Source organism: Pseudoxanthomonas broegbernensis, from assembly GCF_014202435.1.
Taxonomy (GTDB): domain Bacteria; phylum Pseudomonadota; class Gammaproteobacteria; order Xanthomonadales; family Xanthomonadaceae; genus Pseudoxanthomonas; species Pseudoxanthomonas broegbernensis.
On the sequence record NZ_JACHGU010000003.1, the window covers coordinates 16,214 to 30,633 of the forward strand.

The 14,420-nt window shown below is 61.4% G+C and carries 13 protein-coding genes; all 13 read right to left on the bottom strand.

Annotated elements, in window-relative coordinates; translation table 11 throughout:
* Nucleotides 1-4: 4 nt before the first annotated feature.
* Genes HNR76_RS07100 through HNR76_RS07160 form a run of 13 tightly spaced genes read right to left on the bottom strand, consistent with a single transcriptional unit; the run spans nucleotide 5 to nucleotide 14,185 of the window.
* Nucleotides 5-790, bottom strand: a complete 786-nt coding sequence (locus HNR76_RS07100) for a hypothetical protein (protein WP_162309431.1) — start codon at nucleotides 788-790, stop codon at nucleotides 5-7.
* Nucleotides 774-4,190, bottom strand: a complete 3,417-nt coding sequence (locus HNR76_RS07105) for a hypothetical protein (RefSeq protein WP_162309432.1) — start codon at nucleotides 4,188-4,190, stop codon at nucleotides 774-776. Before HNR76_RS07105 ends, HNR76_RS07100 begins: the two co-directional genes overlap by 17 nt.
* Nucleotides 4,183-5,010, bottom strand: coding sequence for a hypothetical protein (locus tag HNR76_RS07110; RefSeq protein ID WP_162309433.1), 828 nt, complete (start codon nucleotides 5,008-5,010; stop codon nucleotides 4,183-4,185). The genes HNR76_RS07105 and HNR76_RS07110 overlap by 8 nt, the downstream gene beginning before the upstream one ends.
* Nucleotides 5,007-6,026, bottom strand: a complete 1,020-nt coding sequence (locus HNR76_RS07115; RefSeq protein WP_162309434.1) for a phage tail protein — start codon at nucleotides 6,024-6,026, stop codon at nucleotides 5,007-5,009. The genes HNR76_RS07110 and HNR76_RS07115 overlap by 4 nt, the downstream gene beginning before the upstream one ends.
* On the bottom strand, nucleotides 6,023-7,138 hold the full coding sequence (locus HNR76_RS07120; protein WP_162309435.1) for a hypothetical protein: 1,116 nt from the start codon (nucleotides 7,136-7,138) through the stop codon (nucleotides 6,023-6,025). Before HNR76_RS07120 ends, HNR76_RS07115 begins: the two co-directional genes overlap by 4 nt.
* On the bottom strand, nucleotides 7,135-10,266 hold the full coding sequence (locus tag HNR76_RS15655; RefSeq protein WP_162309436.1) for a putative baseplate assembly protein: 3,132 nt from the start codon (nucleotides 10,264-10,266) through the stop codon (nucleotides 7,135-7,137). The genes HNR76_RS07120 and HNR76_RS15655 overlap by 4 nt, the downstream gene beginning before the upstream one ends.
* A gap of 13 nt (nucleotides 10,267-10,279) precedes the next feature.
* Nucleotides 10,280-10,513: a hypothetical protein gene (locus HNR76_RS07130; protein ID WP_162309437.1), complete on the bottom strand. Its 234-nt coding sequence runs from the start codon at nucleotides 10,511-10,513 to the stop codon at nucleotides 10,280-10,282.
* A 19-nt stretch (nucleotides 10,514-10,532) separates the two neighbouring features.
* Nucleotides 10,533-10,937 carry a GPW/gp25 family protein gene (locus tag HNR76_RS07135; RefSeq protein WP_162309438.1) on the bottom strand — a complete coding sequence of 135 codons (405 nt, stop codon included), beginning with the start codon at nucleotides 10,935-10,937 and terminating at the stop codon, nucleotides 10,533-10,535.
* Complete coding sequence (locus HNR76_RS07140) at nucleotides 10,934-11,347, bottom strand: PAAR domain-containing protein (RefSeq protein WP_162309439.1); 414 nt, start codon at nucleotides 11,345-11,347, stop codon at nucleotides 10,934-10,936. Before HNR76_RS07140 ends, HNR76_RS07135 begins: the two co-directional genes overlap by 4 nt.
* A gap of 18 nt (nucleotides 11,348-11,365) precedes the next feature.
* Entirely contained in the window at nucleotides 11,366-11,998 is a 633-nt protein-coding gene (locus tag HNR76_RS07145) for a phage baseplate assembly protein V (RefSeq protein WP_211373143.1), read from the bottom strand.
* Nucleotides 11,995-13,053, bottom strand: a complete 1,059-nt coding sequence (locus tag HNR76_RS07150; RefSeq protein ID WP_211373144.1) for a phage late control D family protein — start codon at nucleotides 13,051-13,053, stop codon at nucleotides 11,995-11,997. The genes HNR76_RS07145 and HNR76_RS07150 overlap by 4 nt, the downstream gene beginning before the upstream one ends.
* Nucleotides 13,050-13,694 carry a CIS tube protein gene (locus tag HNR76_RS07155; protein WP_162309440.1) on the bottom strand — a complete coding sequence of 215 codons (645 nt, stop codon included), beginning with the start codon at nucleotides 13,692-13,694 and terminating at the stop codon, nucleotides 13,050-13,052. Before HNR76_RS07155 ends, HNR76_RS07150 begins: the two co-directional genes overlap by 4 nt.
* Nucleotides 13,694-14,185 carry a hypothetical protein gene (locus HNR76_RS07160; RefSeq protein WP_162309441.1) on the bottom strand — a complete coding sequence of 164 codons (492 nt, stop codon included), beginning with the start codon at nucleotides 14,183-14,185 and terminating at the stop codon, nucleotides 13,694-13,696. Before HNR76_RS07160 ends, HNR76_RS07155 begins: the two co-directional genes overlap by 1 nt.
* Between the last annotated feature and the right edge of the window lie 235 nt (nucleotides 14,186-14,420).

The window sequence follows — 14,420 nt, forward strand, 5'->3', positions numbered from 1 at the left end:
GTCATCACCAGAAAAGTTGCCAGTGGTCGCCATCCCACACACCGTGGCCTTGCAACGTAAAGCGCACCTCCTTCTCATGCCGCGGAAGGCCAAGCGCCTTGTGGTAGGCGTTGCCGTCGTGCAGCCACAGATGACCGGGCGTGTAGCTCACGTCGGCGCATGCACGCTCGGCCAGCTTCGCCAGGAATTCGGCGTCAGCCAGACCTTGCGCCTCTGCCCGGCACATTCGCCATATGCGCATACCCGACCCCAATCGAGGCAGCGCAATCGGCAAAGTGAACGATAGCGTTAGCCCGTCCAGACCCAATGCCATGTGTGCCGTGTCCGCATGCACAGGATTTCCGGGAAAGTCCTCGCCGTCGCGCCGCGCGAACCAATGCGCATGGGTCACGTCCATTTTTTCGCCAGCCGTGAAGCGTTGATGGCCCAGGAACAGATGGAAGCCTGGCAATGCCGACGGCCGGACATCGGCCAACCAGCCGACAGGCTGCCTCAGGTGCGTTTCAAGTGCCTCCCGGAGTTGTTCGTACAATTTGGCAAAGCACTCCCGCAGCAAGGCGTTGTATTGCCGCGCCAATTGCAAATACGGCCCACTGACGCTGCCCACTAGATCGTAGTAGTTGGTTGCGCCAAGCGTATAAAAAGGAAGCCGCGGATGGCGGGCTATCCAGAAGGCCTGCAGATCCAGTAGTTGCTCGTAGTGTTTCGCGCAATCATCCGTACTGCACACCGGCAGCATTCCATCTTCGACGACGGGCGCGTCGACAGACCGACTAAACAGATGGCGCATCCGAACCCACCTTGTTCGGGTCCTGCGTGCCATTGCCAACCAGCCTCACCAAAGCACGTGTCATCAGACGCCTTTGCCCGTTATCGAGCGTAATTCCGGTGGCCTTCTGCAAATTCTCCTGGAATATGTTGATGTTGTTTCGGATCAGGTTCAGGTCGTTGCGATTCTTCTCGTTGTCGTTGATCGCCACCAGGGCGCGCACGCCCAGGGCGAGCAATGCTTTCTGCGTGGACGTGAACTCTAGTTTGGTGATCCGGGCAAACGTGTCGATAAGGTCAGCAATGAGCTTCGGGTCGACGCGATTATGGGGTTGCGTGCCGGGCGGCGAAGCGGAGCAGACGATCTTCTGCAGCTTCTGGATGAAATCCTCGCGTGCGGCCTGGTCCGCTGGCATATTCGTTGCATCGCCAAGGATTTGGGTGAGATCGCCCACGCGTTGATCGATCTCGCGCTGGGCATCGGCAAGCGATGACCCCTGCCCGTACGCCCCGCCCCCTACCGGAAGCGAACGAATCTCGTGAACCAACTGCGTCGCCGGATCGAAGGCTGGAGCCGCAGCCATTGACGGCTGTGTCGGCGTGCCCGCAGCCATGGCATTCAGCATCTGGCTGTTGCCGGGCCCAAGCGGCACCCAATACGCCTGAATGTTGGCAGGGTTTATGCGGCTGTCGAAAGAGAATTGCAGCCGCCATAGCTCACCATTGCGCACTGGTACGCACAGTGACGTTGATTGTTGAATCGTAACTGAGCTGGTTCCGCCCTTCTCGGACGAGGTGATATAAGAGGTAGTGCTGGCAGAGGCGTAATAGCTGATCGCGTTGCCCCCCTGCTGCGTCGACGTCGTGCAGGTGAGCGAACCGGCGAACGGGTTGCCGTTTGGATAGAGGGTTGCCACGATGAAGCCATCGGTCTTGGCCACCTGGCTCTGGATTGGAGAGCTGCTACTGATGCCGATCTGGACCCGGGCCCCGAACAAGGCCACGTTCCCGCCCTCGTCCACTTGCACGCCCGACACATCCATCGACTTCGCTTCCAGCGAGCCAGCGGAAACGGCGCCCGTCACCTTCACGCTGGCGCCTTGCAGTTGCTTGGCAGCAATGATGTTGCCCGTCGCGTTCGCATCGCCGCTTACTTCAAGCATGCTTGTACCGGCACCCGCCGTGGGGCCGATCACGACATTGCTTTGGGTCACGCTCAACAGCGGCGTGCTGCTAGTCGGTCCAACCATCAGCACTGTGCCGCCATTTCCGGCACCCGTGATGCTGGCCCATTCCGTCACGGTCAGCCGTTTGGCGCCAAGCTGGTTGAAATTGCTGGAACCGCTGAAGTTCACATCGCCATTGACCTGAAGCGAATATTTGGGATCAAGCTCGTCAAGCTCGGCATTAATACCTACCGTATTGGCCGCAAGTTTGTTCGTTTGCCAATCCGGACCATTGCTTTGCAACAACATCGCAGGCGGTGGAGCAGGCACGGCTGAGTCGACATTGCTGCGAAACATGCCCATCAGCGTGGGCACCACCATGTACGCAGAGATATTGGCCGGAAGCGGGTTGCCGCTCTTGTTGATCACGATCAGCGTGATGTCGTCGATCACCTCGTCGACCACCCATTGCCGCTGGTAGCCCACGACGGTATCGGGTTTGAACTGATCCACCACCAGCCAGTCGCCGCTCCTGAGATTCTTGGTGAATTCCGGGTCCGTGCCGGTGACGACGGTGCCGCTGCTGCTGATAGTGCCGTTGCCTGGCTTTGCTTCGCTGCTGCCATTGACTCGGAATTTGTAGGCCGACTTCTGCAGGATAGTCGCGAACTGATCGGTCAGTTCAAGCGTGGTATTGCTGGTGATCGTTCTGATTTGATGCGCCTGCTGCATCAGACTGCCCAGCACGATGCAATCGCCGTAGCCGACCTGCGACTTGAAAGCGGTTTGAAAGCCGTTGAGCTTCGCAATGTCCTTGCTGTCGGCCGTTACGGTTCCGGAACCTATGAATCCAGGGCCCGTGCCGACGGTCAGCGATGCCGGCGGATCGAGTGCCTGCACGCCTACATTGCCCGAGGCGTAGTAGATACTGCTATAAGTTGCGGTGACATCCTGTTTGGTCCAATAGCTGAGGATGGGCAGGTTCTGCAACTTGGATCCATTGCCTTCAAAGGACTGCGCCTTGACTGCGCCGGTGCAAGTGAGGCTGTCGGCCAGCACGCTGCCGTTCACGTCCAGCGCGGCCTGCGGCCCCACGTCGCTGGTGAGCCCAATGCCCACGCGCCGGCCCGAGGTAATTTGCAATGCAGCCGGACCCGGCGTGCCGCTTTGCACCGCGGACCTCACTCCCAATTCCACCTTGCCCTGACCGTCGATGCTGAGCACTTCGCCCACATCGCCCGCGGTGAAGCGCACCAGGGTCATGCGGATGTAGCTGAAGCGACAAGGCAGCAGAATGTCCTGCTGAAATGCCTGCTCGATCTGGTACTGCCCCTCTCCGGTTATCCTCTCGACCACAGCCTGGCGCGGCACCAGCGCCGCCGTGCCGACGGGCAGCTCGGGAATGATCACATCGCCGACTTGCAACGACGGATACAACGGACTCTGCAGCGTGAGCAAGCGGCCGCGCGTCGTAAGTGTGCCCACGCCCTTGGCGACAATGCGCTGAACCTGCAAGGTAGCCTGTGGCTGATCGATGCCGACACCCAGGCTGTCTCGTGTCGTAAGCATGCCGTCGAACTGGCTGCGCCTGGCCTGCACATCCAGGTAATCGCTCTGGCTTCCGTCCTCCCTCAAGGCCAGCATCCTGATGCCGATGAAAGGTTCGCCGGCCACGTCGGACATCGCGCCGTTTTGCGCTCGAATTCCGTTCCCCTCGGTGACCAGTTCCACCACGCCCAATCGAGAGCCGACATAGCGCCGCTCGTTCTGGCCCAGCTTGAAGCTCAGCGTGTCGACGCCGCCTTGGGTGGAGAAGTTCACAATGGCCAGGAGTATGTTGATGCCAGGATCTTGCAGCGTGGGCAGGTATTCGATGAGCGGCTGCTGCACGATACGCTTGTAACCGGGAACCCCGCTCTCCACGCTGTAATCGGCATAGACCTCGTGGTAGCGGATCGTCAAATAGACCACCTCGCGCGCGGTTACGTCGGCAAGCCGCAGCACTTGGGCACCGGCGAGCACGATCTGCCGCCCCAGCCGATCAATGGCCATGCCCGCGCCCACCCTCACCTGGTCAGAGCCGGGCTGCCAGACCACCTCCAGTCCGCTGGCGATGCCGTAGGTGCGCAGGCTGCTGTTGAGCAGGGCTCGCATGCCCATGTTGTATTGTTGCTCGCACACGAAGTCGGCAGTGAGCAACGATTCGCCTGAAAAATAATTCGTGCGGGCTACCGGTGTATTGTTGGGATCAGACATAGGCAAACCACCTGACACGAATAGGATCTTCGCTGTCCGCGCTCGGTGCGAGCACGGAGGTCAGCGTGAGGGAGAATTTCTCCGGGCCGACGTCGCTTACCGACGTGGCGTAAGGCAAGTTGCCCAACACTGTGATCAGCACTTGCGGATTACGGTCGAAGGCCGCCGTCTGTTGCGAACGGTAGTAGACGGACTGTGTCACGCTATCGCCCTGTCGGCGCAAGCCAGTCGCGGGAATGCTGGCAACGCCATGGGTACCCGGGATCGCAAGCGCCGTCGCTCGATTCGCTACCGGCTCGACGCCCAGATCGGCCGGCAGGCGGCTGGTCACCGGCGCGCGCATATCCTGCAACGATTCGATGCCGCCGTTCTGTAGGTTGATTTGCGCCAACACGATGCTGCCGCCGGGAAGCTGGTCGACGCTGTTGGCTACTTGTAGCGTGCCCGCCATGTCCACGACATAGGGCTGTCCACTTACGGATTGGGGCGTGCTGGGATAAACCAGGCCGATGAAACTGGGGTTGGCCGCATTGGCCGGCACGGTGATGGTGTTGCCCGCCCCCTCCGGGAGGATCACGAAATGTCCTGCCGAATCGAAACCCGCGCCGCTTTCGACGGCCAAGGTGTTGCCGCTCGGATTGGTAACCATCAAGCCGCTCAGCACACCCGGGGTGAACAACAACTGGTTCTGCAGTTGCAACCAGTTGACGAAGTAGTTCTGCGCCAGGGTCATTTCCCCGGAAGTCAGGAACATGCCGTCCTCGTACTTCAGGGTGTAGGCAGTGTCTTGCGGAATGGTCGGACTTGGCGGTTGTGTCATGAGGGCATCCGTGTTCCGAGAACGGCATTGATGTTGAGTTGCGGCGCCCTGGGCCGCGGACATTCCGCGGACAGGCCCGTGTCGTCGGCACGCAGGCACATGCCGCCTTGAATCTGCCACTGGTAGCGACTGGTTGCCGGCTTGAGCGCATCGAGCAGGATGGCGAGCTGGCCGAACAACCACTGCACTTTCTGCGCGCCAGCGGGAGCAAGCACCAGATCGGTATCGACCTTTGCGGGCAACAGCACCTGCACTACGAACAGCCAGGGCGCGTAACCGGAAACCAGTGGAAATCCTGGCTGGTAGGACGCATGCAATACGAACGTGCCAGGCACATCGGCCCGCCCATTGACCACGATGGGTGGCGGAGACGGGTTGAACACGTTCACGCTCAACTGGCCGATCTTGACGGGCGCGCTGCTGCCGGGCTGGTAGCACTCCACCTCGGCCCACGGCAAATCGAGCATCAGGTTGAGCAGCATGCTCATGCCTTGTGCCGTGCCACGCAGTCGGTACAAAGCCATGATCTGGGCAATTACCGTACGCTTCTTATCCAGGCTCCATGCCTGATCGAGCACCAGGTCAACCCAGCTCGCCAGCCAGCCGAGGAATTCGTTCAGCCAGACGGTGAAGGCTTCCAAGTCGTCGTCGCCCGACCGTGCGGCAACGTGGTTGGCCAGGGGATCGGGTCGCTTTGGCACGCCGATATAGCTGTTGAACAAGGTGAGCAGTACGTCACGCTGCTCCTGAGGAAGACCGGAGATTGGCGGAATGAATTGTTCATCGCCGGCGGGAAACAGGAAGCTGAAGCGGCTGTAGAACAGGTTGCCGACAACTCCGGCGGCGAGAAGCTCCTGGATGCCGCGCCGTCCGTCCAGCGTGTCGTCGTTGAGTCCGGTCAGTAGCTTCTCGAATATCTTCAGGTAGCCCGCGACGAAACCGTTGTCGGCTTTGGCGAACACCGACGGCAGGTAGCGCAGGTACCCGGATGTGACGATCTGTGCGACATCGTTCATTGCGCGTTCCTCGCGTACAGCTCCAGGCAACGCAACTGTGGCAGGCCGCGGTAAAGCATGGCAGGCGGACCTGGCGGCAGATCGGCGAGCAAGCAATTGACGCCCAGCCGGGCATAGCTCGGCAGCCGCACGGTGGGTGCGTAGTTCAGCTCGATCCGCTCCAACGCCGCCACGCCCGGTACCGTCTCGATAATCCACTGCAACCGATCGATTGCCGGCGGCTGGTCATAAGCCCAAATCTGATCCGGTTTAAAGTAGGCGAACAAGGTCGCCAGCAGGGTATCGAGTACGAAATCAAGCTGCACCTGCGGCGGGCAGCGCACGGCCACGCTCAGATTTATCTCGGTGAGCTGGGCCGGTGCGACGTTGACCCGGTTGCCCAGCAGCACCCGCGGCGCCAGGTAAGCCCTCACGTTTTCGAGCAGGGTCCGTTCGGCCTTGTCCGCCTCCTGCGCGGCGCTGCCGCTTGGCTTTTGCAGGATCAGCACGCGGCTCATTCCGCCACGCGCATCGGTCGCCTCGCTATTCGGATAGGGCGGATATTGATAGGCCCAGTGTGCGTCGCTGAGCACGTACACGCTGATTGCTTCGTCGCGCGCCTTCGCGTCGGCGCGCTTGACAAGCAACGGCGCCGATGACGAGGCATGCTGCATATTTTTGTACGCGATCATCTGGTTGGTTTCCCGCGCCAGAGTCTCGACATCGCTCAGGGACAAGGCCAGATACGGATTATCCAGGTACTCCAACACCGCGTTCTGAAGTTGCGCGCGATCGAGCGCCGCGCCCGTTTCCACCTGTCCCAGCACCGCGCGCAGGCGCTGGAAGGCAAAGTCGCAGTCGGCATCGGCCGCTTCGCTATAAGGCGTGCTGTTGGTGGTATACGCAAGGCCGAGCACCTCGCGCAGGAAGTTCTGCTGCGTTTCGTTCGGAATGGCATTGGCCTGATACAGCAGCGACTCTCCGATCCAGCACAACATCTGCAAGAACGTGATACCGGGGTCGGAGTCGTTGTAGTCGGTCCACAGCCGTGTGTATTGCGGTATGCGTCGGATCAGCTCGGCTTGGAGCGCAGCTCTGTCGCGCGTGTCGAGATCGGGTAGCTCGAAGCTCATCGCGCCACCTCGCCACCCGGCCGCGCATATGCGAGCACGCTGATGCTTCCCGCCACCGGTACCTGGTCCGGTGCCAGCGCGATGTTGCCGCCTTGTACGCCGTTCAAAGACAGGCCCATCACCTCGGTCACACGAGGGTCACGCCGCAGGAAACGAGTCGCCTGAGCAGCCTGCACGGTCTGCCCGAAGTCCCATCCCTGCCCTTCCGGCCCTCCGAATACAGGCTGCAGAAAGGCCTGCAACTGCCGGGTCAAATCCTGCTGGACCGTCAGACGCTGGTCGGGCGCGACATTCACGCCGACTTGGGCGACCACGTCGATGGGAAGGTAGCGCGGCTCGCAGGTATAGATGCGCGTGGCCAACGGGGCGAGGCAACGCTCGCGCAGGTAGTTCGCCACCTCGTCGAGCAACGCAGGCGATGCATAAGGTTGCGCCGCCTGCGAAATCGCCAGAACGCCGACCGCGATGCGACCGTCGGCGGCGATCACGGCGTGCGCGCGGCTCACCTCGGAACTGGCGGCGCGCGCAAGCGTGTCGAAATCGTCCAATTGCACTGCACGGCCGTTGGCCTTCACCTGCGGCGGCGCCGTAGCCAGAAGTTCGTGCCGGGTGTCGCCATTGACGCCCCCAAGGGCCGCGGCCGGATTGCTCACCGAGGCGATCGCGTTGAAGCCAGGACGCAGCACAGTGAGCTCGTCAGCCCCGACGTTGCCGGCCAGGCCCTGTGTGTATTGGTAGAAAGCAGCGACGATGTTGTTGTAGCCACGTGGCGGAATCATGCCGTGACATCCGTCACCGAAGCGGATCATCCCGTTTTCGTTGTCCAGCGTGTACACCCGATCGGCGGGTCCGCTGAAACTGAAACTGTCCACCAGATCCCAGCGCCGCCACACTACGTCGCTGGATTGCACCGAGGTACCGGGCGAGGTGACGGTGAGCGACAGATCCTCTTCCTCGCCCGGCGCAGGCTCCATGCCTGCGGGTTCGCCGACCTCCAATTCCATGCCGGCCAGCACGGGCGTATACGCCATTTCGAACACCTGGCTGGGCTGTTCGTTGCTCGAACCCAGCGTCTCGTCCAGCACCGTGCTGCGGTTGCTTCCCATCACGGTGTTCGGATAGACCCCGTACACCGTGACATCCTGGCTCGGACGCGCGCTTTGAATCCGCAACCAGCAAGCCGCCTGCGCATACAGCGTGGCCGCGCGCAGATCCTCAGGCACGGTGAAGCTGACGATGCCCGAACGCGTCAGTCCCGCCGTAGCGTCGTCCACCGCCAAGGCGCGCCAGTTCAACCCGTCGTAGTACTGCCACGGCAAGGCCGGCGACTCGCCGGCCGATTCCTGCGCCAGGTGGAAATACAAGCACAGCCTTTGCCCCAGCGTGTAGCGATTGAAATCGTCCGGCGCGAAGCCGAGGTAGCAACCGGTGTAGCGCTCCTCCATCGGCTTGAACGGACTGAACAGAAAGCGGCTCAGGGTGAACGCGTTATACGACCACAAGTTGCTGGGAACAGCGGTATAGGCGTAGCTCAGGCACAGCGATTTAATGTAGGGCGGCGCATAGCTGCTGGGTGTGTAGCTGTAGGAAAAATTCGCGCCCTCCACATCCTTGAGATAGGCCGTTACCTGCTGCTTTTGCTCGGTCGTGAGGATGGTGTCGGGAATGGCATTGATCGTGGCAGCCACGCCCTGCGTGGTGATGCCGCCGATATCGCCGTATCCGCCTGAGGCGATCACTACCCGGATCCAATAGCCTTCGACACCGGCCACCGTGGTGGGCTGGATGTCCGGACACAGAAAGCGCACCCACGTCGGCCCCAGCGGATTGTCATTGCGCAGGGCATTGGTGGTGTCGACGAAACGATAGGTGCTGATCTGCGTCGGCGTCTCGTTGAAGGACTGCCAAGCCGAGCCATCCCAGTATTGCCAGTACAAGGTCACAGGGTAGTCGGCGGCCACATCGCCGAGGTCGAAATTGAGCGCGATCTCGGCGCCCTGGCGTGTGAACAGCGTATCCGAACGCAGATAGAACGCATCCTCCGCTGCCGGGGTCTGCCCGAACGGATACGCGCCATTGCGGATATTGATCTGCACCTGACCGCTGGCGGCCTGCTCGGGCATGATGCCGTCTCCAGACAGCGTGCAGCTCAAGCCGGTGATCACCGGTAGCTGATTGAGCATGCTGTTGGTGATACGCAGCATCGGTGCAGGCTGCGTCAGCAGCCAATAGCAAGGTTCCGAGGCGTCCTGCCCATCCGTTGCCTGCCGGGTCTGGCTATCCGTGGCACCTTGCTGCGCACCTGTCTGCACCGTTTCGGTGAATCCGCTGAGGCGGCCATCGGCGGCATACAGCTCGGCTTCCAGTTGAGTCGGGCTCAGTGCGGCACTGCTTGGCGGCTGGTGCAACTCGATCTGCAGATTCAAGCCGTCGTGCGTGCCGGTGACGGTGGCGCCCAGCGGATTGAGTGCACCGTCTGCCCATTGCTCGAAATATTCCGGCGCCAGCCGCACGCCGCTGAGGTTCACGGTGATGCGCTGCAAGGCCGGATCGGGTTTGAACAGTTCCGGATCGCCGAGCATGAACCAGTGCGACAAGGGGATCTCCAACGCGTCGTTCTGCTGCGCCAGAAACAAGGGCACCGCGCATCCGCCACCCAGGGAATCGAAGGCATTGATGTAGCGATCCTGCGACGGAATCATGGTCAGCAGGGCACTCAAGGTGGCTGGCACCACCAGCAACGATTCATTGGTCTCGAAGCGGATCTTCTGCGTCTCGGTGTCCAGCACGGCGCTGTCTTGCGGCACCTCGCACGGCCCCTGCCCCTCCTGCAGAGTGAAGGTGAGCGGTACCTTGGCCGCCAGCGGCGGCCGCAGCTGCAAATTGAGAAATTGGTAGAATGCCAATTGACGCTGCCGGGGCAGTTGGTTCTCCATCTCGCCGATGTAGCGCGCCAGCAACGAGAACAGGTTCAGCAGCACCAAACCCGGGTCCTGGTTGACGTCCTCGGCGGTGGGCTCAGCGCCGACCCACGGATCGGTCCACTCCGGCGCATAGGTGCGCGCCAGCGCCAGTGCCTGCCGGTAGAACTGCTCGGCCGTGCGGAAGTCGAGAGTGGGATCGTTCACGCTGCTGCTTGCATCAGCCCCTCAGGGGCTGCTCCTGGCTCAGCAATTCCTCCAATACCGCAATCGCCCCTTGGATGCGCAGCATGACTTGTTGCAACTCACGCGTGCGCGCATCCAGCGCTCGCGCCTGATCCTGTCCGGACAAGTACTCCTGCCGCAGTGCGGCCAGTTTTCGCTCAATTCTCTCGGAACCCGAAACTGGCTCCCAGTGGAGTTCTTTCAGAATGCTTGCCTCGCTCGCTTCCATCGACTCGCTCCTTGTCACGTCAGCTCTTCAGATAAAACGGATAGACCAGGTTGTCCGGACGATTTCGGTCGCGGATCAGATATTCGATGGTGATCAGCATGCAGTTGGTCTGGCGCGGATCGATGGCTGCGGTCACGGCGATGACTTGAATGCGCGGCTCCCATTGCTCCAGCGCTTCTCTCGCGTACAGCTCACCCAGGCTCAAGGTAGATGCATTCCCGGCCGCGAATACCAGCTCATTGATGCGGCATCCGAAGTTCGGCAGCAGCGCCCGCTCGCCCGGTGCCGTCTGCAGAATCAGCAGGATCGCCTGTCGGATGTCTTCGGCATCGACAGCGAATTGCACACGCCCGCCTTGCACCTGGACCGGAAAGGCCCAGCCGCGGCCCAGGAAATCGTCGCCTCGGTTGCGGGTCGTGTTCATCCGATCAACACGTTCGCAGCGCCTGCGACCACCACTACCGGCATGGGCGCCTGTGGCCCGGCAGGCGGAATGTCGTGGCAGGTCTCGCAAAAATCGCCGGCGCGTGCTGCGCCGCGGCCATTGATGCGCACGCTCATGCTGGCCAGAATCACCCGCCCCATATTGGTCGGCGGCACCTGAAACGGCCCACCTTGCGGGACGTGCGGCGGCATGTTCTGCGCCATCGAACCGAGCAGCGCGGCCGGCTGACCGTTGATGCGCACGTTGGGGCTCACGTTGAGGGCGATCCTGCCATTGAACGGGCAAGGCTGCGGTGTGGGCACCGGCCCTCCCGGCGAAGGGATCAATACGATATGGATATCGCCAGAATTGACGATGCTGTCACCGAAGCGAGCGGCCGGTTTTCCCATCTGCGATGCTCCGTCGTATCAGTTGAGCTCGATCATCGCGGCGTTGAGCTTGATGTTCGGCCCGCCGCTCGCTTTCAATCCGGCTCCGCTCAAATCCAGCTTCACCGAGCCGGCCGTGTTTTGGATCACCACTTCATTCGCCTTCAAGGTAATCTTGGTCGTGGCGGTAATGGTGACTTCGCCCTTGCTCTCCACCACGATGCGGTTGTTTGCCGTGTCGATCTTCACTTTGTTCTGCTTTTCGTCGATCAAGGTGAGTTCGCCCTCCTTGCTGTCGTCGAAAATCAACTGCTTTCCCTGCTTGGTCTTGATCACACGCACATCCTGCTGCCGCTCCGCGCCGACCACCGGCGGCTTGATCCCGCCGTTCCACAGGGAACCGAGCACGAAAGGCTGATTGACATCTCCATCGGCAAAAGCCACCAGCACGGAATCGTCTTTGCGCGGGAGAAAGAACGCACCGTAATCCGCCCCGCCGTGGAAACTCATCACCTGCAGCCAGTCCGACTCGATCAGTGCGCCGTCGACCAGGAAATTGACGGTGATGCGCCCCAGGCCCTGCGGGTCATCGGTACGGTTGACCTGCGCCACGGTGATACCTCCCAACGACCGACCCGGCTCGACTCGCGGCATGGCGAATTCCGTATTCATGCACCTGTTCTCCTCAACTGAAGACTGGTGTGGTATCCGGTGCTGTCGTCGTAGCGATGCCTGCTCGCGCGCACGTAGTAGATGCCGTCGAAACGCTGGCTCAGGCCCGACAGACGCACGTTCACTCCTGCGACCAGACTGGGATCGCCCTCCAGCTCCGCATCGCCTTCGATAAAGCCATTCAGGTTCTGCATGTACTCGGCATTGGCGCGCGACTGCAGTGCCTCGACCCGGGTGATGGTCGGGTCCATGACGGTGATCGCCGCGCTCGGAAAGGAGTCGATGAAATCGTAGCCCGATTCGCTGCCGCCCATGCGCGCCCGCACCGTATTGGGATTGCTTTGCGCGCTGATCGCACGATTGGTGGCGGGATCGAAACCCAGCATCTTCACTTCGCTGCCCTCGGTAGGTACGCGCAGACGAAGATTCACTCGCTTTACGTCGCGTGGAAAGTTCAGAGTTTTCACCGGACTCAGCCCCGCCGCGCTGGGCCGGTACAGCAGGGTAAGTCCGTCCACGACCAACTCGTAATTGAGCAGCTTGCTGCGACTGAGCAGGAAGTGGTAATTGGTCTGCTGGCGCTGCCAAACGCAGGCATTGAGCGTCACCGGCGGGCCTTGTGCGGAGATGCGCACGCGCGAAGATGCGGCCACTTCCTCCGCGATCTGATTTTCGTTTCGCCCCTTGAACACGCGGCTGTGATTGCCGAAGCGAAGACTGGCCATGGTGTCGAATCCGCTGATGGTGGCCAGCGAATAGGCATCGAAATCCGGGTCGATCGAATAGATCTGCGCATTGATCAGCGTCCTGGGCTGGCCGACGCCCATCTGCACGCTCACCTGATCGCCGGGCTTGAAGGTGTCGAGATCCGCGCCCTGCCAATTGCCCTGCTGAGACAGCATGTTGAATTTGAAGCTAAACATGCCCGGCACATCGATCTCGTTGGACACTTCGACCGAATGCACCGCAGCCAGCATGGACGAAGGCAGCGGCGAGCGGTTGAGCAGCAGTTGAAAGGCGGCGGTTTCCGCGCGTGCGCCATTGACCATGGTCATACCCTCGCCGACGGCGAATAGGACTCGTTGTGCACGTCGATGATCACGAGGGTCTTGCCGATGTCTGCCGGCGTGGGGAAATCGAGCGGGTCGTAGATGCCGTTGGCGTCGGCGATCAGCCGCCATAGCGAAGCATCCCCCAGGGTCTTATGGGCGATCAGATAGAGCCGGTCGTTCTCCGCCACCGTCCAGAACTGACGGCAGTTGAAGTAGCCACGCGCGGTCAGATCCTGTTGCGGGGTCAGCACCGATTTGAAGGTCACGCCCAATTCGGCCCGTACCGGAATGCCTGATTCGAGGAACAGCGTGAACTTTTGCTCCAATCGCACGATCAAGCCGGTGAACAAGGCACCTGCCCAGGAGAACACCACAGTGGGCGGCTCCTTGCGCATGCCCGTTCCCGCCGTGGGCTGCGTCAGAGCAGCAATGCGGTTGGTGTAGCGGCGCACGTCGGTTTTACTGTCGTAGGTATCGAAAAACAGGTTGACCACCAGGTCGTCGTCGTTGACCCGCTGGAACTGGATGTTCGATCCTTCGCCCTGCACCACCACCGATTTGTTCAATGACAGCTCGGTGGGGTTGTACATCACCGGGATGCTCTCTCCGGTCGGCTGCACGATGATCTTTGCCTTCTCCAGCATCACAGCCCCCGTCGATAACGCTGGAGCCCGACCCGCCGATTCAGCTCCCCGGCGACCTGATCGGCGAGCGTATGGAGCAGCCGCGGCGTGACCACCGCCTGTTCCATCTGGGCGCGCCATGGCGCCGTCTGCGCGATCTCCTGGATGACCTTACGGGTGATCTGCTGTTCGATGCGCTGGACTTGGTGCTCGGGAGTCGCCGTCGGCGTTACCGCCGGCTTGCGATAGACAAACCCTGCGACAGGCCCGACGACGCCATAATGGCGAATGCCCCTGCCCGGCCCGGATGACGGCTTGCTTGCTTCCGCCATGCCGGAGATGCGCCTGGATTCCGCGACGGCAACTTGGGCAAGCGCTGGCGAACTCAAAGGCTCCCGTGCAAACCGGTAGCTCCGTTTCATGCCTTGCAACTGCCGGCGGCGACCTGCGACGAATTGGTTGCGCACGTCCACACCGTGTCGAAAAACGATTGAAGATGCGCGAACCAGCATCGCGTGTTGCGGTCTCGACTCAAGTTGCGGCGTGCCGGGAGCAGGCATGGCCCGCAGGTCGTGATCTGCAACGGATGAGGCGTTTCGAGCATCCGCACTACGCCCGAGTACGAACTGAGACAGGCGATGGCGACTTGGAACCGCCCCCCGCCCGCGCGCATTGCTTGTGCGCCCACCTTGGCCTAGCCGTGGCCCATCCGAAACCACGGCAGCGTAGTCTGATTCGAGCCCATGC